Origin of the sequence: Sphingobacterium suaedae (assembly GCF_042684625.1) — a bacterium.
Taxonomy (GTDB): Bacteria; Bacteroidota; Bacteroidia; order Sphingobacteriales; family Sphingobacteriaceae; genus Sphingobacterium; species Sphingobacterium suaedae.
This window is the reverse complement of sequence record NZ_JBHULR010000003.1, coordinates 39847-62927: the sequence shown is the minus strand read 5'-3', so window position 1 is coordinate 62927 and position 23081 is coordinate 39847. Positions and strand designations below refer to the sequence as shown.

The 23081-nt window shown below is 40.6% G+C and carries 26 protein-coding genes and 1 pseudogene; 10 read left to right on the top strand and 17 right to left on the bottom strand.

All coding sequences use genetic code 11. The features are described from left to right. Window positions 1-393 precede the first annotated feature (393 nt). The 4 genes and pseudogenes from ACFSR5_RS03550 to ACFSR5_RS03535 form a co-directional block, all read right to left on the bottom strand. Window positions 394-1059, bottom strand: a complete 666-nt coding sequence (locus ACFSR5_RS03550) for a DedA family protein (RefSeq protein ID WP_380900784.1) — start codon at window positions 1057-1059, stop codon at window positions 394-396. Window positions 1060-1287: 228 nt separating this feature from the next. Continuing rightward, entirely contained in the window at window positions 1288-1602 is a 315-nt protein-coding gene (locus tag ACFSR5_RS03545; protein ID WP_380900782.1) for a TFIIB-type zinc ribbon-containing protein, read from the bottom strand. Window positions 1603-1827: 225 nt separating this feature from the next. Then, window positions 1828-2268 (bottom strand): NAD(+)--rifampin ADP-ribosyltransferase, encoded by a 441-nt coding sequence (gene arr / locus ACFSR5_RS03540; RefSeq protein WP_380903165.1) that lies wholly within the window; start codon window positions 2266-2268, stop codon window positions 1828-1830. 159 nt (window positions 2269-2427) lie between these two features. After that, window positions 2428-2622: pseudogene (locus ACFSR5_RS03535) on the bottom strand (MarR family winged helix-turn-helix transcriptional regulator); the annotation flags it as partial. 236 nt (window positions 2623-2858) lie between these two features. Here ACFSR5_RS03535 and ACFSR5_RS03530 point away from each other — a divergent pair. Next, the gene (locus ACFSR5_RS03530; RefSeq protein ID WP_380900780.1) at window positions 2859-3629 is read left to right on the top strand and encodes a TerC family protein; all 771 of its coding nucleotides are present in this window, start codon (window positions 2859-2861) and stop codon (window positions 3627-3629) included. A gap of 84 nt (window positions 3630-3713) precedes the next feature. Here the strand turns inward: ACFSR5_RS03530 and ACFSR5_RS03525 are convergent, their stop codons facing one another. The 6 genes from ACFSR5_RS03525 to ACFSR5_RS03500 form a co-directional block, all read right to left on the bottom strand. Then, the gene (locus tag ACFSR5_RS03525) at window positions 3714-4289 is read right to left on the bottom strand and encodes a YdeI/OmpD-associated family protein (RefSeq protein WP_380900778.1); all 576 of its coding nucleotides are present in this window, start codon (window positions 4287-4289) and stop codon (window positions 3714-3716) included. A gap of 1162 nt (window positions 4290-5451) precedes the next feature. Then, entirely contained in the window at window positions 5452-5865 is a 414-nt protein-coding gene (locus ACFSR5_RS03520; RefSeq protein ID WP_380900776.1) for a glyoxalase, read from the bottom strand. Continuing rightward, entirely contained in the window at window positions 5858-6307 is a 450-nt protein-coding gene (locus ACFSR5_RS03515) for an SRPBCC family protein (RefSeq protein ID WP_380900774.1), read from the bottom strand. The genes ACFSR5_RS03520 and ACFSR5_RS03515 overlap by 8 nt, the downstream gene beginning before the upstream one ends. Window positions 6308-6373: 66 nt before the next feature. Further along, a complete protein-coding gene (locus ACFSR5_RS03510) occupies window positions 6374-6796 on the bottom strand; it encodes a DoxX family protein (RefSeq protein ID WP_380900772.1) in 423 nt (140 codons plus the stop codon). A 20-nt stretch (window positions 6797-6816) separates the two neighbouring features. Beyond that, complete coding sequence (locus ACFSR5_RS03505; RefSeq protein WP_380900770.1) at window positions 6817-7671, bottom strand: alpha/beta fold hydrolase; 855 nt, start codon at window positions 7669-7671, stop codon at window positions 6817-6819. Between the two features lie 133 nt (window positions 7672-7804). Then, complete coding sequence (locus ACFSR5_RS03500; RefSeq protein WP_380900768.1) at window positions 7805-8230, bottom strand: SRPBCC domain-containing protein; 426 nt, start codon at window positions 8228-8230, stop codon at window positions 7805-7807. Between the two features lie 136 nt (window positions 8231-8366). Between ACFSR5_RS03500 and ACFSR5_RS03495 the strand changes: the two genes are divergently transcribed. After that, a complete protein-coding gene (locus tag ACFSR5_RS03495; RefSeq protein ID WP_380900766.1) occupies window positions 8367-9344 on the top strand; it encodes a GlxA family transcriptional regulator in 978 nt (325 codons plus the stop codon). 129 nt (window positions 9345-9473) lie between these two features. On the opposite strand, the gene ACFSR5_RS03490 is transcribed toward ACFSR5_RS03495, so the two are convergent. Continuing rightward, complete coding sequence (locus ACFSR5_RS03490; protein ID WP_380900764.1) at window positions 9474-9851, bottom strand: SpoIIAA family protein; 378 nt, start codon at window positions 9849-9851, stop codon at window positions 9474-9476. Between the two features lie 586 nt (window positions 9852-10437). Here ACFSR5_RS03490 and ACFSR5_RS03485 point away from each other — a divergent pair. After that, entirely contained in the window at window positions 10438-10698 is a 261-nt protein-coding gene (locus ACFSR5_RS03485) for a redox-active disulfide protein 2 (protein WP_380900762.1), read from the top strand. Window positions 10699-11182: 484 nt separating this feature from the next. Here ACFSR5_RS03485 and ACFSR5_RS03480 read toward each other — a convergent pair whose 3' ends face one another. Genes ACFSR5_RS03480 through ACFSR5_RS03470 form a run of 3 tightly spaced genes read right to left on the bottom strand, consistent with a single transcriptional unit; the run spans window position 11183 to window position 12742 of the window. Continuing rightward, window positions 11183-11965, bottom strand: a complete 783-nt coding sequence (locus tag ACFSR5_RS03480; protein WP_380900760.1) for a methyltransferase domain-containing protein — start codon at window positions 11963-11965, stop codon at window positions 11183-11185. A 35-nt stretch (window positions 11966-12000) separates the two neighbouring features. Next, entirely contained in the window at window positions 12001-12468 is a 468-nt protein-coding gene (locus ACFSR5_RS03475; RefSeq protein ID WP_380900758.1) for an acyl-CoA thioesterase, read from the bottom strand. Between the two features lie 34 nt (window positions 12469-12502). Beyond that, window positions 12503-12742 (bottom strand): hypothetical protein, encoded by a 240-nt coding sequence (locus ACFSR5_RS03470; RefSeq protein ID WP_380900756.1) that lies wholly within the window; start codon window positions 12740-12742, stop codon window positions 12503-12505. A gap of 466 nt (window positions 12743-13208) precedes the next feature. Here ACFSR5_RS03470 and ACFSR5_RS03465 point away from each other — a divergent pair, with 466 nt between their 5' ends. The 6 genes from ACFSR5_RS03465 to ACFSR5_RS03440 all read left to right on the top strand — a co-directional run bounded on the left by ACFSR5_RS03465 (window position 13209) and on the right by ACFSR5_RS03440 (window position 18727). Beyond that, window positions 13209-13961 carry an HmuY family protein gene (locus ACFSR5_RS03465; protein ID WP_380900754.1) on the top strand — a complete coding sequence of 251 codons (753 nt, stop codon included), beginning with the start codon at window positions 13209-13211 and terminating at the stop codon, window positions 13959-13961. A gap of 14 nt (window positions 13962-13975) precedes the next feature. After that, window positions 13976-14938, top strand: a complete 963-nt coding sequence (locus ACFSR5_RS03460; RefSeq protein ID WP_380900752.1) for a hypothetical protein — start codon at window positions 13976-13978, stop codon at window positions 14936-14938. 65 nt (window positions 14939-15003) lie between these two features. After that, window positions 15004-15600, top strand: coding sequence for a hypothetical protein (locus ACFSR5_RS03455; RefSeq protein ID WP_380900750.1), 597 nt, complete (start codon window positions 15004-15006; stop codon window positions 15598-15600). Window positions 15601-15765: 165 nt separating this feature from the next. Further along, window positions 15766-16683, top strand: a complete 918-nt coding sequence (locus ACFSR5_RS03450; RefSeq protein ID WP_380900748.1) for a hypothetical protein — start codon at window positions 15766-15768, stop codon at window positions 16681-16683. 574 nt (window positions 16684-17257) lie between these two features. Continuing rightward, a complete protein-coding gene (locus tag ACFSR5_RS03445) occupies window positions 17258-17926 on the top strand; it encodes an alpha/beta hydrolase (RefSeq protein WP_380900746.1) in 669 nt (222 codons plus the stop codon). A 456-nt stretch (window positions 17927-18382) separates the two neighbouring features. After that, window positions 18383-18727 (top strand): HopJ type III effector protein, encoded by a 345-nt coding sequence (locus tag ACFSR5_RS03440; RefSeq protein WP_380900744.1) that lies wholly within the window; start codon window positions 18383-18385, stop codon window positions 18725-18727. Between the two features lie 26 nt (window positions 18728-18753). Here ACFSR5_RS03440 and ACFSR5_RS03435 read toward each other — a convergent pair whose 3' ends face one another. Beyond that, entirely contained in the window at window positions 18754-19083 is a 330-nt protein-coding gene (locus ACFSR5_RS03435) for a hypothetical protein (RefSeq protein WP_380900742.1), read from the bottom strand. Between the two features lie 169 nt (window positions 19084-19252). Here ACFSR5_RS03435 and ACFSR5_RS03430 point away from each other — a divergent pair, with 169 nt between their 5' ends. Continuing rightward, window positions 19253-19408, top strand: coding sequence for a transposase (locus ACFSR5_RS03430; RefSeq protein WP_449325432.1), 156 nt, complete (start codon window positions 19253-19255; stop codon window positions 19406-19408). Between the two features lie 100 nt (window positions 19409-19508). Here ACFSR5_RS03430 and ACFSR5_RS03425 read toward each other — a convergent pair whose 3' ends face one another. Together ACFSR5_RS03425 and ACFSR5_RS03420 are read right to left on the bottom strand one after the other, a co-directional pair. Continuing rightward, window positions 19509-20300 (bottom strand): GLPGLI family protein, encoded by a 792-nt coding sequence (locus ACFSR5_RS03425; protein WP_380900738.1) that lies wholly within the window; start codon window positions 20298-20300, stop codon window positions 19509-19511. 11 nt (window positions 20301-20311) lie between these two features. Next, the gene (locus ACFSR5_RS03420; RefSeq protein ID WP_380900736.1) at window positions 20312-23026 is read right to left on the bottom strand and encodes an outer membrane beta-barrel protein; all 2715 of its coding nucleotides are present in this window, start codon (window positions 23024-23026) and stop codon (window positions 20312-20314) included. Window positions 23027-23081 lie beyond the last annotated feature (55 nt).

The following is a 23081-nucleotide window of genomic DNA, read 5'->3' as shown; positions in this document are numbered from 1 at the left end:
ATTTTTGCACAAAGCGTAACTCTTCCGGTTTCATGTTTGTAGTATGACAGTTTCCAAGTTCTCCCTGTCGAAAAAGACTAAAAATTGTCAGGCAGTATTGATCATACCAACCGCCAGATTATGTATACCCTCTGAAGGTTTTCGTTACACAGAGTCTGTTGGGTGGTGTGCGGTTCATGGCGCACTTTATTTTTCATCCGCACCTTTCTGAAAGCGACATAGACGGTACAAAATGTACAATTTTCGGAGATGCACACAATCGTCTGCAGTTCAACTATTATCTTACGCAACATGGTGCATCCTCACGCGCATATGCACGTTTAGAAACGTGCCAACATGCGCAAATCGTAGCTCGCTGCTGCGGCTTGTATCTTCCGTACGTATGCAGATACGTTACGTATTGGCATCCGATATATGTGTAGAATCTTTTCGTTTGCCGGCGAATGTCTTTAATAGCACTGGAGCCGTCGCTGCGAATACAATACACAAAATGACTACCTCTAGATTACGTTGGACCCAAGGCATTTCTCCTAATAAGTAGCCTAACGTCATTAAGCTTCCTACCCATATAAATGCACCCAAAATATTGTAGGTTACAAATTTTCGAAAACTCATACCTACGATACCAGCCACTATCGGAGCAAAAGTACGTACAATCGGAAGAAACCTAGCAAGAACGATTGCGCCTCCCCCGCGCTTACCATAAAATTCTTGCGCTTTCAAGATGTAATCCTTTTTGAAGAACCATGTATCTTTCATGCGCATGATACGTTTACCAAAAAGCTTTCCACACCAATATCCCACAAAGTTTCCGAGGATTGCGGCAATGGAAATGAACAATATCCAATACAACAAGGTCGACGTCTGCTCTGCCGATGCAAGTGTCATATTGGAGACTATCATCCCGGCAATGAACAAAATTGGGTCTCCAGGAAGAAAAAAACCAATCAGTATACCCGTCTCCGCAAATATGATAAATAACAATAGATACAGCCCACCGTGGGCAACGATCCAGTCAGGATCGCTGAGATTATTTAAAAATTCAATTAAAATATCCATCAAATGCGATGATTAAAATACAAATGAAACCCATAAATCTGTAAAGAAATGGGAATACGTTTAACGGCAACCTTTGCAGCATTTCGAAAAAGAAAAAGATGACGTTTACTTTTTATTGTTCAAAAGTGTTCGAATGGGTTGGAAAGCACCTCCATCCCAGGCAAAATGTTTGAGACCATCTAGGCCCTAATAGAGCAGTATGAAGCGCTATTGAATCCTTTATTTCGTCTAATCAAAATCAAAGAAATCCGATAAAAAAGATTTTTTCCTACGTCCGTGCGGATATTTATTTTTATCCGCGTAATGTTCCCTCTCTCTATCATGTCTGTCGATGTACGCGCTATCTTCATGAGCATGCTTATTTCGCCCCATCTCTCTGTCGACTGCATATCCGTTATCTGCACGTTGCCCTGCTGCGTGTTCCAACAACTTATCCAACTCTCCTTTGTCCAACCAAACGCCTCTACAACTTGGACAGTAATCAATCTCTACATTTTGGCGTTCCGTCATCAATAATGTTTCATTACAATTTGGGCATTTCATATGTCTCATGTTTAGTTACCGCGTACAATATAGTAAAATGGCCTTGATAAACCTGTGTTCATGCTACGGATTTAGTATTTTTTAACGTCAAGCTGATAAACCAGGATGAAACGGTTTACCATCATCCTAATGCATTGGAAGCCGTTTGCGTTTCTAGGCACCCAAAATTTCACACGCTTTCTCATCTGTTTTTTACATGACCCCCTGCTCTTACTCCTATACTAATCAATTGATAATCTCAGCCTGCGAATTATTTTTCAATGCGGAAATCTTGTTTCGCCATTCTTGCAATTCAGTGGGGGTAAGCCTTATCCAATCGACGACTTCCCCTGTTATTTTCAACGGTTCTTTGCTCCGATAGGAACGTGTGGGATTACCGGGAAATTTTTTATCCGTCACATTCGGATCATCTTCAAAATTCCCTGTTGGCTCCACAATGTACACTCGAGGTGGTTTGTCGCCCGGAGCCAATTCGGCAGCCAGCCCTGCCCCGTTTATCAATGCCGTAAAATAGACATGGTTCATTACAACCTCAGGATGGTAGTTTGATTTAAAACCAGCAGTCAGGTAGTCGCCAATCTGTAAATCGGCTTTTGTACCGTGATAAAAGCGGTCGCCGGAAATATTTCCGACCTCCTCCCTTTCCATACGCATGCTGTCCTCCATCAATTTGATATACCCTTTGAAATAAGATTCCAGTACGTTTTGTTCTGTCTCCGATAATGAAGCTATTAATGCATCCGTGGCATCTTGAAAGTCTTTATAAACTGGCGTAAGCAGTGCGACTATCTTCTCCTTATCAGGTATTAAATTGACTTTTCTTCTGTCTTTTTTATCCGCTTTCCGTTTAATCAGCTTTTTGTTTTCAAACCGGTCTATTAAAGCAGTTACAGCACCTGATGTTAAACCGGTTAATAATGCAAGCTCTCCGGCCGTCATTTTACCCTTTTGAACAAATAAACCCAAGTACTTATGGTCAGTTCCAGAAAGGCCAATCGACCGACCAATATGCTCATGCATTTGCAGTGTTGTATATGCAAGTTGCTGACTCAAGCGTCTCAAGATTGTAATTTTATTTGGCGTACTCATAATCTTTATAAAAAAGTATCTTGACAACAAAGATAAAATAATATAATGCAAACAACAATTTTTCGACCACAGCACGATACACAAAACAATATTTGTTCATAGGTGTTCACAGGATGATATACGCAACGAACCCGTTAGATTTTTAACTAAGACGCTAAAGGAATTATATGGAATGGATCGCCGACCCACAGATTTGGATATCTTTTTTTACCCTTACAATTTTAGAAATTGTACTAGGTATTGACAACATCGTATTTATTTCGATACAAAGCAATAAACTTCCGTTAGAACAACAGAAGAAAGCTCGACAAGTGGGCTTAGCTCTTGCTTTGATTATGCGGGTCGGCCTTTTGTTCTCGATAAAGTGGGTTATGGGTCTAACTACTACATTGATCGATATTGCTGGCTGGCTAAACATCGACAATCCAAATATCGTTCGGTATCTATCGCTTTCTGGCCGTGATCTCATTTTATTTTTCGGCGGACTTTTTCTTATTTATAAATCCACAACGGAGATACATCACCGTGTGGAGGGGCATGCGGAGGTTGAGGGTATGCGACTTAAACGGATCACTTTTACTCATGTTATCACACAAATCCTGATATTGGATCTCGTCTTTTCGCTTGATTCGGTTATTACGGCAGTAGGCATGGTCGATTATATCGGGGTAATGATCGCTGCCGTTATTGTTGCTGTTGGGATTATGATGATTTCAGCGGAACCCATCAGTAATTTTGTCAATCATTATCCCTCTGTTAAGATGTTGGCCTTAGCGTTTTTATTACTCATTGGTGTTTCGTTGACTGCTGAGGCCTTTGATCAGCACATTCCAAAAGGATATATCTATTTTGCGATGGCATTTTCTGTCTTGGTCGAATTTCTAAATATTCGTTCAGAAAAAAAAGCACAACATAAACACAATCAGCATGATGCCTAGATGATACACCCATCAAGGAATTGCATCTTGGTGCAATTGAATATATTTGATAGACTTTCCGTTTTGATTTAACTAGTTTTTAGATTAAAAGCCGCGCGGCAATTTGCCTTCGGCGGCACAATTTGCAATTTCGTCGACTCTCTTACGTCTCGTCTCCGGCCGCTTGGCCAATATTACCCAATGCAGCAGCATCTTTCGCTTGCTGCGGCTCTGACTTAAAAAATAGGCTTCGGCTTCGCCGCTCTTTTTCAGTGCCCCTTCCAGATCTGGAGGTACGATCAGTTCTTCCACATCATCCAAGATGGACCAGCTACCATTCTGCTTCGCCGTTTCAACGCTGGCCAAACCGGCAGGAAACATTCTGCCAGTCTCCATAAGTTGCTGTATACGTTGCTTATTGATTTTTGACCATGTCCCCTTGGGTTTGCGTTTGCTGAAAAATTGAATGGATCGATCTTCATCCACTGTTTTTTTTATGCTGTCAATCCAACCGAAACACAAAGCCTCCTCCACCGCGTCGCTCCAGGAAATAGTGGGTTGATTCGATTTTTTTTTAAACAATACGACCCATATCGCATTTTTTTTCTCGTGATTTTCAATCAGCCATGTTCGCCACGCTGACTTTGTTTTTGGATAGAAGATATCTGCGCTGGTATTCATTTCTTCATGTTTTCAAGTCTAATTTAATCATTTTTCTCGATCATTCGATGCGGAAAAAATACGGTTACCGCGCAGATGATCACTTTCTAATCATCGACATGCAATTCATGTCTAGTTCCTCCTAAATTAAGTACTTTCGATCCTCGTATGGCCGAAAGCGATTAATCCGTGTGTTTTATATGTCAAATCGTGTCTGCTGTACCGTGAACAACCAGTACCGCGCCGGGATTTCCTCCAGCCTCTCATAATACTGTCCACCTCCCTGCAACAATGCGTGGTTGAACATGCATCTGTAATTATTCGCGCTATGAAACCCTTACGCACACGTTTTGTCTGGCTAACTTCATCTACCGATTTGTTTCCAAACAGTAGATAGGCACGCTCCAACATATAGTCGACGACCGTCTATTCATTCTTCCAATTTACATCAGAAGCTTTTTGGGAAATCAAGAATTCGTGAATCCATTGTTGGCACGCCGATGTTTGTCTACGCCCAGGGGTCTGTAGACATCAAAACAAGCGAACGAATATGAAGAGGATATTCGGCGGGCCAAGATCTGAGCAACCAAATCGGCTAAGGACTTCCGAAAAAACTTGGAAGCCTTATTCGGCTCCCAAGCGCTAAACTATTGTAAACGTTAAATTATGTGGGGTACAGATTGTGACGTTGGTCACGGAAGGTTCAATACGTTTGTAGCAGACGAAGGTTTATGACAGCGGAGTGCTTCTTTCTTCGTCCGGTCTAACAAAAAAAGTTATTCTGTCTCGCGTATTGATCCGCTTGGATAGATTTGTACCGCTACACTTATACAAAAACTCCAAAATTACGTTGTACGAGATCCGCCAACGTAGCAATGGGTATCGACGGTTCCGACCCTGAGGAAGTTGTCCAACTCTTAGTCGTGGGATGGTAACTTAGTGTGTATGGGCTGCATCCATCCTCTACAATCGAAAAATTATGCAGTTGCAGGTTGTAGGTTGCTGTAAATTGTATTGTTCTCCCATCATGTGTATATTGAAATGACCTATTTAAATCCATAATTACCAGCTTTTATTGGAGAGAACAACAGAAACATGAAATAGTTTATTCCGCGCACAAACTTGTACAGTAAGTCGGCCTCCATATAGTAATTGGGAAGGCACTATCGGTAGCGCCTTCCCGTTAAATTCCCAAAACCCATCGCACATCGAAGGGATCCGTCACTTCCACGAGTGCTAATCCTTCATCAGCTCGTATTCCAACATATTCCGGTGCTAGCCTGGCGATGATGGCATTCCGCTCCAAATCATCTCTGCAGGGAAGAAAAATCGACATATAATTCCCTATTTGCCGGCCTTCGTTATGTACCAAGTCGGATCCATGAATGGTAATCCGGTCCGATAAAAGTGATCCGCTAATAACGGGAATTTCTGAATAGCCTTGTAAGGGAGATTCCAGAGATTCAATCTGTACTTCTCCTCCAAAACAAGCTTGGTAAAACATAAGTGCCTGTTTACAATTGCCGGAAAACGTAATAAAAATCCCACTCATTAATTTGGTGCGCTGTTGAGCTAACATCGCCTGTACATTATGCATCGGGTATCTCCGGTTCCACTAATTTTTTCAGCTTATCTAGAGACTCCTGCCATCCTAAATAACACATTTCGGCCGGGATAGCTTCTGGGATACCCGATTGCTCAATATTAAGCTCGGTACCACACGAGACCCTTGATAACGACACTGTCGTTATCATTTCGCCCGGCAAATTGGGATCGTCGAACCGATCGATGTATTTGACGAACTGGTTGCTTTTTATATCCAGATATTCACCTCCAAAGGAGTGACTGTTTCCGGTGCTGAAATTGATAAAAGTCATCTTAAAAGTTCCGCCGACCTGAAAGTTCATTTCTTGGACGGTACAAACAAAGCCATAAGGTGGTAGCCAATTTGCATGTGCTACGGGATCGGAGAAAGCGCGAAATACCTTTTCCGGGCTTGCCGTTAAAATTCGATGTAAAGAAACGCTGTTAGTTTTCATAGTTTATTTGATTGATGTAAAAATTGTCTATTATTCCATATCTATTACGGTGAGCCTCTTCTGAACTTAAAGAGTACCGGCAGGATCAATCAGATCTGCATTCGGATGTTTTTTGTCGTTTTGAACAGCGGCATAGTCACGGTAACGGTAAGACAGTATCAAAATACCTAGTACGACAAGCGGCATAACCATGAATCCGATATTCTTATCTACACAGGCGTGACTAATAAACGCGAAGATCAGATTAAATGTCAGGCCGGCGTAGGCCCACTCCTTTATCCTGTTAGGAAGACTCGGAAGTGAAATCGCTATAACGCCGAGTACTTTGCAAATAATCAGCGTATATGCAAAATAGTCAGGATAGCCGAGCGGTTTCGTTCCCGCATTGACGAACTGTGGAGCGAACAACATGGTTGCTAGTGGCATGACCCCTTCCCATAGAATAAGGATAACTGTAGCCACCCAAAAGATTATTTTATTTTTTTTCATGGTATACATATTTTTAATGATTAAAATGTTGGTATGTCCTTTTTGCCGGTGCTTTCTAAAAATTCGGATATCATTGGTATTAATAAATCTGCTCGATGCATCATTCCTATATGTGTCGTTCCGGGAATAATCGCAAGCTGAGATGCCGGAAGCCCATGCAAATCGCCCATCTTACCGCCCCCCTTCGCCTTGAATAGTGAAAGCGCATGTTCATACCTCACTCCGTCGGCGTCACCGATTATGTATAAAATAGGCGCCTTTATTTCGACAGCTTCTTTGCTCCAATCGTAGGGTTCCAAATCTATCTGTATCACTTTTTTCACAAATTCCGGAAAATGCTCTGGCGTTTTACGGAGACTATCGTATTGTGCTCGTATAGGAGTTCCATCAAACATTTTTGGATTTATGTGCTTAAAACTGGCTTCGACATCGGGCCACCACCCGTCGTGCGCATAGGTTCCAGATAGAACAACAAGTTTACGTACCTGCTTCGGGTGTCGGATTGCCATCTGAAAAGCAACGCCTCCACCCATACTGTAGCCTAATATATCGGCACTATCGACCTTTATGTGTTTCAAAAGTGCGGATATGTCGTCTGCCATATGCTCGTAACTGAATGTTCTCTGACTATCTTCTGTTCGCCCATGTCCTTGCATTTCTGCTACAATTACCTTTCTATCCTGTGCGAGACGCGGAATGAGCGCGGACCAATTCAATGGTATGGTCATAAATGAACCGTGTATGAGTACGATAGGATCGCCATCTCCATGCACTTCAAAATACATCTCTATCCCGTTGACATCGGCATACCCCTTCTCAGCGGGTTGGAGGCTAAGAGCTTTTCGAGAACTATCTTCTTTTTCTATTGTGTCCATCGGTTTCTTCGTGTCCGCCGATTGACAGGATAATGTAATTAAAGAGGTTAGGACGAGGCATAGGCCTACATTTATTTGTATATTTTTCATGATTGGACTGATGTGCGACAGCTGACGCGTTAATTTAATTATTTCAATGGTTCTCAGAAGTAACATACCTGACAAAGCTGTCCAATATAGCTTGCCAACCTTGGCGTTGAAATTCCGGGTCGTTTTCGGTTTCCGGATCAAAGTGTGTGGTAATTGACGTATGAACTCCGTCATTTTCGAAAACCGTCACCACAGCTCTGCCATCAGCCATGCTATACGCAATTTTTTTATGAAGATCCACTTCACTATAGACGCCCTCGAAGTCAAAGCCGAAACTTCCGTCTTTTGCTTCCATCCTATTTTTAAAAGAACCGTTCAATCGTAAATCGTTTTCGCTGCTGGGACAATGCCAGCTCGGATCAGGCGTATTCCATTTCATGATATCAGTTGGTGTATTCCAAGCTTGCCATACTTTTTCGACGGGAGCATTTACCTTTGCTTCTACCTTCATTTTTGTTTGTGTTGCCATTGTCTTTTCGTTTTGTTTATAATGATATTACAAAGTTGCTACAGTTTCGCAAAAACCGGCTGTTGTAAAAACGTCAACTATAGGGGTGGATTACGACAAAAACTATATGTATCTTTACATTACAAAATAACAAGATATGCAGATTTCGGTTTTTGTTCCACAATATGGCACAATAGAAGCTATTACACCCGCATTCAGGACATTCCATACCGCGAATGAATTCTTGACAACGTTCGGAAAAAAGCCGGTATTCCAAGTGGAATATGTAGGGCTACATTCCTACGTACCGGCCAATAATGGTGAATACACGATAAAAACCAATCGATTGCTTCGCGACGTTAAACGAACTGATCTACTAATTATTCCTCCAACTTTTGGCGACATGAACGCTGGTATACAAGCGAATGCCGAAGCCATACCCTGTTTTCGGCGTTTGTACGATCAAGGCGCAAGTCTCGCTAGTTTATGTATTGGTGCTTTTTTACTTGCAGAAACAGGTTTATTAGATGGCAAGAAATGCTCTACACATTGGGCTTATATCAACGAGTTCAGAGCAAAATATCCACATATTGATGTAGAAGACGGTGCCATCATCACCGAACACGAAAACATCTACAGCAGTGGCGGAGCGAGCAGTTTATGGAATCTGATCTTGTATTTAGTGGAGAAGTTTTCGGATCGTGAAACTGCTGTTATGATTTCTAAATATTTCGCTTTGGATATTAGCAGGGATAGCCAGTCGCAATTTGCGATCTTTCGAGGACAGCGTAACCATGGGGATCGTGATATGCAGAAAGTACAAGACTATATTGAAAAGAATTATGAAGATCGGATCACGGTAGAAGATTTATCCAATTACGTTCATATCGGGCGAAGAACATTCGAACGGAGGTTTAAGGAAGCGACCAACAATACGCCTATTGAGTATATACAGCGCGTGCGCATTGAAGCTGCCAAAAAATTTTTCGAAGCTTCTAGAAAGAATGTCTCGGAAGTTATGTATGATGTAGGCTATACGGATACCAAAGCCTTTAGAGACATTTTTCGGAAAATAACGGGATTGACGCCTATCGAATACAGAAATAAGTTCGCTCGAGTAGCTAATGAAGTGTAATCTCAAAAAAGTGTATGGTGCGCTTTCCGGTCACCTCTACTAGTGGTCAGTTTGATTGCGAAGAAACCATCAGTTTAATCTAAATCGACCTCGAGTATTAAAATGGTTATACGCTTCCTCTGTTGACTGTTACCGTAAATCTATCGCTTCGCTTGCCCACTTTACCGCTTCCTCATACCGGTCATGCGGAAACACTTTAAATTCTCCAGGCATAACTTTCGTAAATACTTCTGTCACTTTACGAATTGTTTCGCTATCGGAAACGATCGCTGCTCGGTTCCATTTACCGAGATCTTTAATGCCCATCCAAATATCTTGGATCCATGCTCCGGCGGAGAAAAGTTGTATGTCGGTATTTAGTAAGAGTAAATAATTTATTTTACCATGAATTCTAATAAACGAATGCACAGCAGGCATAACCACTTGTTTAAAGTCGTCGGCCGTAACTTCCCCCGTGGCTTCGAAGCCGACCAATGTATTGGGGAGATCTGTAAGCGCTTTTATCATCACAAATGTATTTGTATAGAAACGGACGATTGGTCTAAAAGTTTTTATATCAGGAAATAATAAACGAATCTTTGGTCAATATAGCATACTAGTCGTGTCTATCCTAATTTTACGCATTTTGATAACGGTAGGCCTAAAAGAAATTACGTAAGCGTTTTTTACTGGTTCCCGATTTTCGTATCCAATATCTGTATTTCGTATTCCATATTCCTATTTTAACAGGGGTGAACTTTGAGCATCTTGGTTCCTTAAAAAAGAAGAAGAGCAGGGATTGGGGCCCTGCTCTTCGATAGCTACTACATTAGATATAAATGCAGACTCGAAGCTACCGGTATTTATTTATTTTTTTTGTAGTATAATCGCTACATTTTTTCAATTCGTTCACAGGAATCCAATTGTAGACTGTTTTTTGACACATAAAATCCTTCGCCTCTTGATGGCGAGTTTGCCACGGTTTGGCCTTTGCCAGTTGCAATAACGAAGAATAATTTCACATAAAAAAGAGATATATTGACGTTTTTTTGTTTTTTCTACTGAGCATTAATATATTAGCATGAACGATTATAACTATCGTATAACAAAACATATGGAGAAAAATAAGGGCTTGCATCAATTGAGTACAGAAGAATTGCTCAAAAGCAAAAAATCGATATCAGTCTTAACAAGCATTCTGCTGGGCATGCTAACACTCCTTTTAGGTCTTACGACGTATACATGGATCATAAACGGGTCTAGCCCGCTGCTCGCTGTGCCATTGGCTTTATCGCCCATCGTCCTGATGAATTACAAGAAAATCGGTGCTATAAAAAAAGAATTAAAATCTCGTGAACAGCACTTTAATTCGTGAAATAGTGACATCGCATGATGCTATAAATTTCCTGCTTCTTCGTAACAGACCTCTTTCATGGAGGTCTGCCGCATTCATGTTCAAAAATTTGTATTTTTGGGTATGTTTGCCTAGTCACTCACCTCGTAAAAGTAACTAGGCAGATAAAGAACTTTTACTAATCGTTTTATAAATTTTTCAAAATCTTACGAATACGTAAAATCCATCTTACTTTTTTAGTTTTTTTGGTCAGTGAGCCTACTATCGGCCTGCTCAAACAATAAATAGAGAGGACTCGACCAATTCTCCATCCATATCGGAATCAACTAACATGCACATCGATTCATCAAAATTGTTATCGTAGCTGAAACGAAATCAATGCATGCGTGGTCAGTTGCAATGAATTGGACCGGCTATGGGACTAAACCGTCGGGACATTCCTGTTTAAAAACAGCCTGGAGAAAGGCTCGTTCAGAACCAACAAATAAACAACATTTTTATGAAGTTAATGTACATCTGGCTTTGTCTTGCAACCATATAGCAACATACGCTTAAACGCATAAATCGCAGGATAACATCCAAAATGTTTATTGATCTTTAATTTATACGCCTTGATAAAATTTGGTCTGTCTTCTTCTCTTAATTTATTCAAATAGGGGCGTAACGCTGTTCCAGCAATAAATTGAAATAAATCTTCCGTTTTATTTGCTATCATTGGATACACCTTTATAGAAAGATGTATATTTTGCATTCCGTGATGGAATAGAATTTTTGCATAGTCATCCATGGACAAGACGGGTGACCTTTGTTGCATATGCCTTAACTGAAAACAATAAGGAGCTTCATCAGCTAGGTCGGCTAAGATTTGATTCAGTATATTCTCTTGCTGAACAGGCATCTGTACGGCAATTTGCCCGTTTTCAGACAACAAATTGAGTAGACGTGGAAACAGCTGATCATGGTTCTCTAGCCACTGTAGTGCCGCATTGCTGACAATTACGTCCCATTTTTCCTGATCATCTAACATCCTTTCAATTGGACACAAACGGAAAACTAGGTTTTCCCGTAGAAATGATTTCGATTTCGCGAGCATTTCTTCAGAAGAATCTATCCCCAAAAAACGAATCTGTTCATATTGCTGTGCTAAGATAGAAATTTGCTGACCAGTACCACATCCTAAATCAATTACGTTTTTTACATGCTCAAATTTTATCAGATTCGTTAAGTCAAAGAATGGCTTAGAACGAAGCTCTTTATAGGTATCGTATAATTCTGGATCCCAATGCATAATTAACTATTTCAAAAAGGCGAGTTGCTAAATAATCAAAGAAAAGGTTTCATTTCGTTTTCAATTTGTTTTCGCAGTTCCATCAAACGGATCGCATATCGTTCCTGACGCAGTTCTTCAGCTGTTTTGGGCTGCCATTTAGGAACCATGATCGCTTTCCCGTTTTCATCTATAGCGACGAATACGATAATACAATGTGTCCGCTTTTCAAAATTCTTCTTCTTTAGATCTCTGGAATACACGTTTATTGCGATGTGCATACTGGTAGAACCCGTGTAGATCACATGGGCTTCAACTTTTACAATGTCGCCGATTTTAATCGGCTGATAGAATCGAATCCCACCAACGTAAACGGTTACTGAGTAGCTTCCACTCCATGTGCTCGCACAAGCGTAACCTGCTTGATCGATCCATTTCATTACACTACCACCGTGTACGTTCCCGCCGTAGTTGACGTCAGACGGCTCAGAAATAAACTGAAATGTAATTGGGTTGTTTTTCATTATCTTCGGTTATTAAACTACTCTAGAATAGAATTCAATGTAACACGTCACGACTTTCCTTAACGGATACAATAGTAGCCGTTCCTTTTTCAATTGCGATATCAAATTTACGTTGATGAACCATCCCCTCTTGTAACCTCGTCAATTGTTCCTCAAAGTCATCATTTGCGCGTTTTAACCGAAAAGCTTGCGCCATTATTCCGATTTGGACAATGTAGGTCGAATCTGTTTCCCAAAGTACCTGCTCAATAGTTTGATTTTGGTACCACTGCACGTTATTAACCGGCTTAAGTGAACAAGAAGAAAGTAAAAGGCAGATACAAAATTTGCAAAATTTGCCAATGGAAATTGTTTTTATCATCCTACTATAGTAGTAAATCGGTAATATATTAAGCAGACTCTTTTTCCTTTTTGCATGATGAAGTTTATAGCAACTCCTTAAACTATCCACATGCTATTCTACTGACTTTCCAAAAACGAGAATAGGCCTACTTCCAAATAATACCTTAATCTAACGAATAATCTAAGCAGATCCAAAAATAGTGTCGACTAAAAAACAACAAAAAAAATTATAGACGGCATCCCTATGTTCATCCTACTATCTAATTTTTTATATCAAACCATAGTTGATTGGCATCAAATCACTTTGCATACACCAAATGTCAATTTTAATAGCTCGGATAATGTGTGCAGGTCGTATATTTGTCATTATTTAGAATGATTATAATTAAAGATAAACTATGCAGATAACGTATCCAACTCCGAAGAATGTATTGCGAATTCACTTATTCGCACTTTTCATAAGCCTTGGAATGATTTCGTCCTGCGGTAAAAATGAAGATACTGCGCCAGTAATTGGACCTGACCCAATAACGTCGGACACCATGTTTAACCGGCTTATTACCGTGCATAATTTTGGCGAAGCCTTAGCTGACGGTAGTATACCCACGGATAAACAGGATCCTATTTTTTTTAGCCTAGAGCAAAAACAAGCTGTAAAACCAGACTACCAACGCACCACCCGTTGGGATATTTCCTTTTCCGATATTTATCGAAGCTTTATCAACTGTAACCACTCTTCGGCTGGGTTCGGCAACGATGGACCCGGAAAGGGCGGCATCTATTTGGTAAAACAAAAGTTTGAAGACGTTGTTAACGTTCCCCCCGACGATGTTTTTCGTCGAGGTGAGCGGGCTTACGGAACCGACGATTCCGGAGCTTTTGGAGAAGGACTTGGTTGGTATTTATACGATTTTGGCGGAACCTTAAAAGGAGACGGATCAGAAGAAAAAAAACACATAGCCTATCCGATAGAAAACCACACCCTACTTGTTCGAACGGCGAAGGGAAACTACGCTAAAATTAAAATTTTAAGTATTTACAAAGATAAACTGGATCCAAACACATGGGTCCGTAGTGATCCACAACCCTACTATACCTTCCAATATGTATTGGTAAAAGCAGGTAGTACCCGATTTGAAATTAAACCGTAAAGCCTTATTCAACCATGCAATTACACAGAACCTTAATCAAGACCGGTCTACTATATGCTCTATTTTTCACAATGTACTCCTGTACAAAAACAGAAGATCTACCTCCCTTATCAGAAGATCGAGTAGTGGAATACAAGATCGTAAACCTTCCCAACGATGAGGTAATTTATGGAGCAATCGACAATGAAGCCAATGAAATAACCGTGTATCTACCTTTTTACTACGGTTTATTAGTTATTGACCCAGAAATAAAACTTTCAACGGGGGCTGCGTTACGAGATCCTATCGTCCCAATAAATACAACGTCCACCACCACCACCTACACCGTACGGGCGGCCAATGGAAGTGTACGTACCTACACCCTGCACATTATTCTTCAAAGTACGGAATCGCTTCAGGTGACGTGGCCGGAAGGTACTTTTCCTGCCAACCTTTCACCACAGCGGTACCTTCCGGCAATAACCGGTAACTTTGCCCATACCAATCCACAAATTGTAGAAGTCACATTAATTAATCAACAAACAAACCAGCGCTATCCACTGAAGGCAACCAGTCTAACGCCTGTACAGGATTACTACAGTCTCAGGACGGATCGGATCCCTGCAGAGGTAACAAAAGGTTCCTACAAAATCGAAATCAAAAACCTGGGACATACGGCGACCATGGAAGAACCCTTCGAGATCGCTTACGAACAACCCGACGTCTACTTTACACCGTCTCTCATTACGATGAAAAAAACTGACGAATGGGAAATTGTTCCATATAGTACGGTATTCCTAGGTTTAGAGAAAGTGACGGCGACCGTTAAAGGCCAAGATTATGAGTTACCCATAAAAAGCTGGAACCGCACGCAAATGAAGATTACCTTTCCGGCAGACTTCCCCACCGGACCGTTGTCCGATGTAAGTGTGCATTTCGACTTTAAAGAATGGCAACGCGTAACATTGATCGCTCAACTGAATATAACCGAATCGTAACAAAGTCATCCACGGATGCCTGAAGCATCAACATATATAATTTAACAAAAAAAGGAGAACAAAACATGATTCTTAATTTTAAAACAATCTTTAAATCGGCCTTTTCTGTAGCCGTTTTATCAGCAACTTTGCTAACCACTTCTTGCGACAAAGAAAAGGACAACACAGCTCTTGAATTTAATCAGGCGCGCGCAACAGCGACATTTTCCGTCATTGGCGAATGGTGGGATCCAAGCGACGCGGCGAATTGGCCGAATATCTACGTCAATATTTCAGGTGCAGGAGCGCAAAGTTTATCGTCATCCGCCACCCATCAAATTATTCTTGGTAGCCATGTCAATGGCAACATTTCTGCGGGATCAGCTTTCACTATCCGCTATATTGATAAAGCGTACACCGCAGTTGTGGCCAGCGACTGGTCAAGTGCTACTCCCGTCGGTACACTGGGAAGAAACACAACAAGTCAAGTAGGATGGTATACATACAACACAACGACACGTGCGAACGAACCCGTGGCAGGCCGTACGGTTTTAGTGGGCAATTCAACCGGCGCTGTTTATGCGGTTAAATTAAACGGCTTTGCCAATGTTGGTCAACAAGGAACGCCAGGCGTAGATTTGGAAGTGAAAGCAGACATCAACATCGAATTCAAAGCACTTTAACCACCCAATAGGGTTTCCCATCAGGTTTTACACCGGTTAGTGGATGGACCGGTGTATTCCTATCAGCTCATCCCCCATTAAATTAGTATGAAGTAACTTATGCAACCTCATTTTCAGATACAAACCAAGATCTTCGTCCCGTTTTTTTTAATTATATCTTCCCTAATGTGTCTATGGTCCTGTAAAACAGAATACGCAGACTTTCCATACAACAACATAGAGCGTTATATCGTACATGACGCGAAAGGACAATCGTTAACGGCCAGTATTGTCGAACAGAACATTTTCATTTATTGGCCCCCATATCAAGTTGTCCCAAAATCGATTACTCCAATTATCAGCATATCCGAACGAGCAACTATTGTACCTGCCTCTGGCGTGGAGATCAATTTGTCGAATCAGACACCAGTCGCATACCAAGTAACCGCACAGGACGGTTCCACGAAAACATATCAGGTACATTTAATCGTTAACCAGCCGCTCATACGTGCCGTTCCTAATCTACCGGATAACAACTATGTTTTAACAAGTGGACCACTGAGTATTTCAACGGAACACATATTGACTGCGGAGGGCAGCACATCGGTTTACCTAATCAACGAACAGGGCGAAGAGGAGAAGCTATCACTGGCGTCCCTGGGCGTAAGTGCCATAAACGTATATATTCCCGACGAGACAACAGAAGGAACCTATCGTTTAAAAGTTGTTTCTGGTATTCGTTCGGTTGTTACGGATCAGTTTTCGATTGTCGCTCCGCCCCCTCCTTCCATCGAAACATTGGTTTATATAGAAACTCCAGATATCGTTGACGTAAAAAAAGGAGAACATATTGATTTGGGTTACCAAGCCGATATATACGAAAAATACTATCAAAACCAAGTGTCCTATTTCAAAATTACGGATCGTTCACGAGTTGCACATCAAATTACACCTCAGTATCATCCCTCTGACAACAAAATTAGACTAACCCTACCGTCAAATATGGGGGTTGGCCGGTTACGCACCATACAGGTCTTTGATAAAAACCACATGCAAATTGGTGGCAATATTTCGGGGGCAACACTGGTCAATGTCATTGATTAGCTAGCTCTGCGGACGATCTGAGTATATGAAGATGTGCCGAAAAGGATAGGCGCAATCCCTTGTTTGTGTCGAAGCCTTCGCTAGTACTACCACACAAATTACAATAATCCTCTGCCGCATCGTATGGGGCAAATGGATCTAAAAAGCTAGATGTTCAAACAACAAGATAAAAGCCACTAAAACGGATATACTGTTCTTACTAAAAAAAGTCCGTCCATTTATCGGATTGATCATAAGTAGAACGCCAAAGGGCTTCGGCAAATTATGGTAACTTATTAAAAGTCTCAGAAGTTGCGCTCCTGAGACTCGAGATCTTTCCACAGATGTGAAGGGATCAACATTTTTAATTTAACATAACAAAGATAGCGCTTCTGCTTTAGTATGAAATAGCAAAACATCTAAATTATGTTAAACTTGTACATAGGTAGATTTAACAGGACTAACTAAATACATCACGTATTACCATTTAAATGAGCTCCGTATTTAAATAGATTACGTAACTTACTTTCGTTGAAATCATAACCTATCACATGATTCGGATAAACATTTGATTTGATTTTTCTGAATAATAAGCATGCAAGCAGCTGAGAAAAAAACGATATATCTTTTTAGTGGCCTCGGAGCCGACGAGAGAGCTTTTCACCGACTAAACTTCTCAGGCCATCCATTAAAATATATAAAGTGGGTCCTCCCTAAAAAAAATGAAGCGATGGAAGATTACGCCGCTCGCTTAGCGCAGCAAATTACGGATCCAAATGCCATCTTGATTGGGTTGTCATTCGGAGGAATGATAGCGATAGAAGTGGCAAAACTGATTCCAACATCCAAAATTATTCTAATTGCATCTGCCAAGACAAGGTCTGAAATACCGTTGTTTTATCGAAGAATAGGAAGTCTTGGATTACTAAAAATCATCCCTGCCCAATTATTAAAGTCTCCAAATACGTTGACTAACTGGCTATTCGGTGCAAAATCTAATAAAGACAAGCTTCTTTTAAAACAAATTCTCCGGGAAACAGACAACATTTTTTTGAAGTGGGCGCTCACTAAAATAACCCGATGGCAAAATAGCAAAATTGCTAAAAACACCATACATATACACGGTACAAGTGACCACATCCTTCCCGCACGTTATGTCAAAAACTGTATTTGGATTAAACACGGAGGCCACTTGATAACGCTCAATCGAGCCAAAGAGCTTTCTGATATACTCCAAAAAATCCTAAAGGATGACCGCACGTGAGGCTTCCAATACACGAACAGTGCTAACATCAACGAACCGAGTGCATAGCAACAAACAGGTCTTGTCCTTCAGTAAATACTATATCGACCATCGCTTTTCATGAATACGGAAAAAACGCATCCTTATATCCGCATATTATAGAACATAAAGACATAAATCTTTACATGCTATTGAAATTTCTACGCTTTCAATCAACGAACAGATTCTTCTTATTGGTTGATATTTTCATTATGCACTCGAGAGATGCATTAGACGATCGACTTTCACACTCTGAAATACCACGCAAGTGCTCACAACAATTCACAGATACGCCCAATCAACTGCACCGCTTTGCTTTTAACCGTTGACACGCGGTTTGTTTTGATGTCTTGTTTAACAACGATATAACGGATCTTACGCTATCCATTGGTTGAAATTTTAGTACTTTTACACGTGAAATACTAAAATTGGAAGAATATGCACCAAAAGATTAGCGAATTATTGGCAGATTTAAGAGGAAAAAATAGTTATTTTTCCGATGTAATCTCTTTTATAGATACCTATTACATCCACACACCCACGGGTTTTAAAAATGGCGAAATAACAAATGATCCCACTGAAAACCAAGGAAGTGCAAAGGTATTCACTTTCGCTTCGTTAAACAAATTATCAAAAGAAGATACTCTTCTGCTCTTCGCAGAACACTATCAATCCGTATTGGAAAAACCTGCCGGTAATGATCATCAGAACATTCGACAGTTTTCTTTACACGGTTGGAACGGTATACAATTTACCGGACTGGCTTTGGAGAAAAGGAAATAGCGATCTGCTATTCCTTTTCCACGTCATTACAGTTCGTCCTTCTCGTAACCACCGAGACAGTCCATACATGCGTCAGCATATGCATTGTAGAGATCATAGGCTGCTCCAATCTTGCCAAATAACGTGATGATCCGGTCAATTCTGATTGATACGCCTCGATCCAATTCGATGAACATCCCCTCATTTTTTCGATCTTCAATCCCCATTATTTTTCCAAATGTTTCGCCCACATCGCCTTTCTCATCAAAAAAGAAGACTTTACCCTCCTTCTGATTACGAACAAATTTTTCAATAATTTCGACATATTCCCAAGCTACAGGAAGATATTCGCTTTGTTTTACCTTAAACGTTGACATAACGACCCTTTTTTTCATTAACCATCCCATCTTATCGTGTGGAACCTAGATATTAGTTCATCAGTTAATAACATATCGCGGAACCATCCTGCTCCATACGATGGCCATCCCATCGACGACCTAGTTCACTCCATAAGGAGAAAGTTCAGCGCCTTCCAACACGTGAAGAATTATCTACACGACCCATATCATCAAAAACATGAATCGGAAGGTTCGTAAATACACAAAGAATAAACTATCATTTCCCAGCGACGCTGCCGTACTGAAATCGGTATATTTGACTTTGAGAGATATCTGTCCTAAATCAGTTCTTAACTTTATTTGAAAAAAGAGTCCAGTTATAAGGGACATAACTGAACTCCATATTTTTTATTTACTACTTGATGAGACAGTCCCCGCTTTTTTTGGGGAACAGATGATATGCGTTATAGTGTTCCCAGTTTCATAATATAATCCACCGTTTCTTTATTCAGCCAACCCGACAGGGTTGCCGAAAATTGATCGACCATTTGCTTTCTGGACATAACTTTTGTTTTTTTATTTTCAAAGACTTTTGTATCCATCGAGACCGGCGCACTACGCTCAACCTTACTAGCAAAATAGGAAACATGTTGGCTCGGCACGACAAGGCCCAAAATCATTCCTGGCAAACCGCTAATAGACTCGGGACCTCCACTAACCGGAAGTTCAGGTGTAAAATAGGCCACCACATAAATCGAATCTGGCGTAAGTCCGTTTGCCCGTCGGCATGTGAAACCAGCAATGTCACGATATTCATTTGTAATACGCCATTTCATCGTTTTCACCGTATCGTGAATAACTATTTTTTCTCCAATCAAGTCATTAAAACGTTTATACTCTTTTGTTTGGAGATTAGAAAAAGTAGTGGCTTCGAAATCCAGCGCAAACATCATGATCAGTTGTTGTGTTTGCAAATCCAGATCCTGAGATTTTACCGGCTCGAATAGGGTTTCATGTGCATTAAATTTAAGCGTTTTTTTCAATACGACTTGTTGTGGAATTCTGGGCAACATGCTTTCAAATTGTCCTCGGGACCGATCGTCGGCCTTCTCAATAAATTGTTTGGCAACAATATTTTTCATATACATTGTTTTGTCAAACGTGATCGTTCCTGACTTCGAAAACAGGGTGTGTTGGGCATCTACCCCCAACCACAACAAACAAAAAGTAAAGAATATATATATTTTAGTTTTCATTTTTGATAATATTAAATAAACATTTTAGCGAAATCCCATGATACTTTCAACATATAATATCGACGGATGGTTTCGAATCGGCGTTGCGTAAATACAGAGTTGACGGCAGAACGACTAAACCCTTTATTTTGGTTAAAGACATCATTGACTACAAAATCAAGAACTAAAGATTCGTTTTTCAAAAACTTCTTGCTAACGCCCGGATGCACCAGAAACTGCTCGAATTTCTGATCAAATGCCTGCGTCGGTGCTTCGTACGTATAGGTGTAGTTTGTATATATCTTAAATGTCTTACTTAAAAAATATTCGACACTACCGTTTGAACCGAAGACGAAACCGTTGCTATTCGTATTCGTTTCCAAACTGGAATTCATCACCCGATATTGGGGGCTTAGGTTCACATTGAAGTTGACCCCCGTTTTTGTATCCCGCAAGATATTATACGTAAAATTATAGTTTGTGGTATTTATCTTATTAAGATCACCATTCACGTAATTAAAGTTCACATTCCGCCATACAGATACTTGTGGCGAATTAGATAGCCCTAAATCTTTATCAATTTTAAAGTAATGCCCTGCCCAAAAATTAAAATTGGTATTATTTTCTCCGATAACATTATTCCACTTGTATTCGTTAATTGTGTCCCGAGTGGTAATATTCTGACTAATTGGATCTTTTTCCAAACTAAATGCACCTCCGACATAAAAATAACTGCCCGTCAATAATTTAAATGTATTATAGCCCACGTTGAAAGAATGACTAAACGAAGGGGTTAAATTCTCATTCCCTATGTACCTATTGATCGGATCTGTGTTATCTACGATAGGTTGTATTTGGCTTAGCGAAGGTAAGTTGTTACGTCCGTTATAGTTGAACCAAATGTTCTTGCTCTTCGTAAATGAATAGCCGCCGCCTAATGACGGATTGTACGTAAAAAAGTTTCTCGACAGCTCAGCATCCGTATAATTATTGTGTTGATTTAAATCATCGTTGTTAAAACTGTTACTGAAATTCAAGCGCAATTTTTCCGTTCGATAATTTAACGCTAGCTTATAATTGCTACTCAAACGATCGAATCTATAGTTGTTACTGAAACGCAAATCCAATTCATCATATACCCCAGCCTCGGACTTGTTGAATGATTCAATCAACGAGGCACTTTTGCTACGTTCGACACCGGCTCCAACAGAAAGGTTCAACGCTTTCGTTAATGGTTCCGTGTAGGTGAGCGACAAACGTTGATGGTCATTTTGCTGATCTCGGTTCTTACGTTGATCCGTTGTATCTATCGCTGACGCTAATCGATCTGTAGTAGCATAAAGAGTACCCCCGCCCACATTTTGATCTCGACTGATTTGCCCATTCAATGTGATAGAACGTCCTTTCTTCATAAACTTGCGCGTGTATAGTGCATTCAGGGTATACGAACTTACCTCAGCCTCCGATATTTCGTTACTTTTATTACTTACTGTTGGCGACATGTCCAAATTATATTGGTTTGATTCGGTTACATTATCTCGCCACAGCTTCTTTCTGGAAGCGTTTCCAGCAATAGTCAAAAGATTTAACGAATCCAAATTAAGATCATATTTCAAATTAACGCGGTGTTGTTCGTTGTCTGTATCTACTTTCTTTAGTGTATTGTTATTGATGATTCCACTCGTAGTTGTTTCATCTTCCCCATCACTACTTATACGGCCATATTTATAGTTTAAATTAACCTTGTGCTTATCCTTATTGAATCGATCGGCGTAAGTTATTCCTGTATTGATGGCACTCGGGACGCCTACCACCCCTTTTCCGGAAAATGGATCATCCACATTGGTAAACCAAGCACTGCCGTCATCCCCATAGTTTACGCCGCTGTCCCCCCCGTATTTCTCGGCATCTTCCCGTCCCAAACTCGTCGTTGCATTATTTCCGAATAGGCTATATGCCGATATCTTTTGACTTCCTTTGAATTTGTTAATCATCAACTGCCCCATGTAATATTGATCTGTACCGCCTCCCAATAGTGCCTTGCCAAACATTCCATTTTTAGCATCTTCTTTCAGTTTAACATTAATCGTCTGTTCACGTTGTCCATCGTCCACGCCTGTGCGCTCGGCTTGCTCAGATTTTTTTTCATACACCTGTACCTTGTCCACCATGTCCGACCGGATGTTACGCGTTACTAGCGTTGGATCGTCTCCAAAAAACTCCTCACCGTCAACAAGCACTCGTTTCACGGTTTTGCCCTGAGCAGTTATATTGCCCGACGCATCTACCGTAATACCCGGTAACACCTTTAACAGATCTTCAACTTTTGCATTTTTTTCCACTTTAAAGCTACCTGCGTCGTATTCTGTCGTATCACCACTTATTTTTATCGGGATCCGACCTGTTACGACCACCTCTTCTAATAATTGAGCTGTGCTGGTCAAGGGTATCTGTAATGCGCCATACGCTGTATCGGGTCTAATATCGATATAGAAGTCGCCATATTTCGGATAGCTAGCAATCAACAAGTAGATGCCCGTATCGGGTTGGTTCATCACAAATTGCCCCGTTTCGTCGGAATAAGCAAAATCTACTAATATCGAGTCTTTCGCTGTTATTAGCATAAGCATGGAGTTGGTCAATTGTTGATTATCTGCAACATCGTAAACGCGGCCCTTAATTTTGCTTTGCGCATACGAGGTCAAGACAAGTACGACAAGAATAACGGTCACAAAGGTTCTTTTCATAAAGTTAAATAATTCGACTGATTCATTAAACACTGGATTAGTCGAGTGGAATTAC

Excerpts from the sequence above, each read along its gene's own strand:
- ACFSR5_RS03550 (WP_380900784.1), bottom strand. The coding sequence starts at position 1,059 with ATGGATATTTTAATTGAATTTTTAAATAATCTCAGCGATCCTGACTGG.
- ACFSR5_RS03465 (WP_380900754.1), top strand. The coding sequence starts at position 13,209 with ATGCAGATAACGTATCCAACTCCGAAGAATGTATTGCGAATTCACTTA.
- ACFSR5_RS03455 (WP_380900750.1), top strand. The coding sequence starts at position 15,004 with ATGATTCTTAATTTTAAAACAATCTTTAAATCGGCCTTTTCTGTAGCC.
- ACFSR5_RS03495 (WP_380900766.1), top strand. The coding sequence starts at position 8,367 with ATGCAGATTTCGGTTTTTGTTCCACAATATGGCACAATAGAAGCTATT.
- ACFSR5_RS03505 (WP_380900770.1), bottom strand. The coding sequence starts at position 7,671 with ATGGACACAATAGAAAAAGAAGATAGTTCTCGAAAAGCTCTTAGCCTC.
- arr (WP_380903165.1), bottom strand. The coding sequence starts at position 2,268 with ATGGAGGACAGCATGCGTATGGAAAGGGAGGAGGTCGGAAATATTTCC.
- ACFSR5_RS03520 (WP_380900776.1), bottom strand. The coding sequence starts at position 5,865 with ATGCATAATGTACAGGCGATGTTAGCTCAACAGCGCACCAAATTAATG.
- ACFSR5_RS03440 (WP_380900744.1), top strand. The coding sequence starts at position 18,383 with ATGCACCAAAAGATTAGCGAATTATTGGCAGATTTAAGAGGAAAAAAT.
- ACFSR5_RS03450 (WP_380900748.1), top strand. The coding sequence starts at position 15,766 with ATGTGTCTATGGTCCTGTAAAACAGAATACGCAGACTTTCCATACAAC.
- ACFSR5_RS03500 (WP_380900768.1), bottom strand. The coding sequence starts at position 8,230 with ATGGCAACACAAACAAAAATGAAGGTAGAAGCAAAGGTAAATGCTCCC.
- ACFSR5_RS03545 (WP_380900782.1), bottom strand. The coding sequence starts at position 1,602 with ATGAAATGCCCAAATTGTAATGAAACATTATTGATGACGGAACGCCAA.
- ACFSR5_RS03435 (WP_380900742.1), bottom strand. The coding sequence starts at position 19,083 with ATGTCAACGTTTAAGGTAAAACAAAGCGAATATCTTCCTGTAGCTTGG.
- ACFSR5_RS03510 (WP_380900772.1), bottom strand. The coding sequence starts at position 6,796 with ATGAAAAAAAATAAAATAATCTTTTGGGTGGCTACAGTTATCCTTATT.
- ACFSR5_RS03420 (WP_380900736.1), bottom strand. The coding sequence starts at position 23,026 with ATGAAAAGAACCTTTGTGACCGTTATTCTTGTCGTACTTGTCTTGACC.
- ACFSR5_RS03485 (WP_380900762.1), top strand. The coding sequence starts at position 10,438 with ATGGAGAAAAATAAGGGCTTGCATCAATTGAGTACAGAAGAATTGCTC.
- ACFSR5_RS03475 (WP_380900758.1), bottom strand. The coding sequence starts at position 12,468 with ATGAAAAACAACCCAATTACATTTCAGTTTATTTCTGAGCCGTCTGAC.
- ACFSR5_RS03525 (WP_380900778.1), bottom strand. The coding sequence starts at position 4,289 with ATGAATACCAGCGCAGATATCTTCTATCCAAAAACAAAGTCAGCGTGG.
- ACFSR5_RS03490 (WP_380900764.1), bottom strand. The coding sequence starts at position 9,851 with ATGATAAAAGCGCTTACAGATCTCCCCAATACATTGGTCGGCTTCGAA.
- ACFSR5_RS03425 (WP_380900738.1), bottom strand. The coding sequence starts at position 20,300 with ATGAAAACTAAAATATATATATTCTTTACTTTTTGTTTGTTGTGGTTG.
- ACFSR5_RS03480 (WP_380900760.1), bottom strand. The coding sequence starts at position 11,965 with ATGCATTGGGATCCAGAATTATACGATACCTATAAAGAGCTTCGTTCT.
- ACFSR5_RS03460 (WP_380900752.1), top strand. The coding sequence starts at position 13,976 with ATGCAATTACACAGAACCTTAATCAAGACCGGTCTACTATATGCTCTA.
- ACFSR5_RS03445 (WP_380900746.1), top strand. The coding sequence starts at position 17,258 with ATGCAAGCAGCTGAGAAAAAAACGATATATCTTTTTAGTGGCCTCGGA.
- ACFSR5_RS03515 (WP_380900774.1), bottom strand. The coding sequence starts at position 6,307 with ATGAAAACTAACAGCGTTTCTTTACATCGAATTTTAACGGCAAGCCCG.
- ACFSR5_RS03530 (WP_380900780.1), top strand. The coding sequence starts at position 2,859 with ATGGAATGGATCGCCGACCCACAGATTTGGATATCTTTTTTTACCCTT.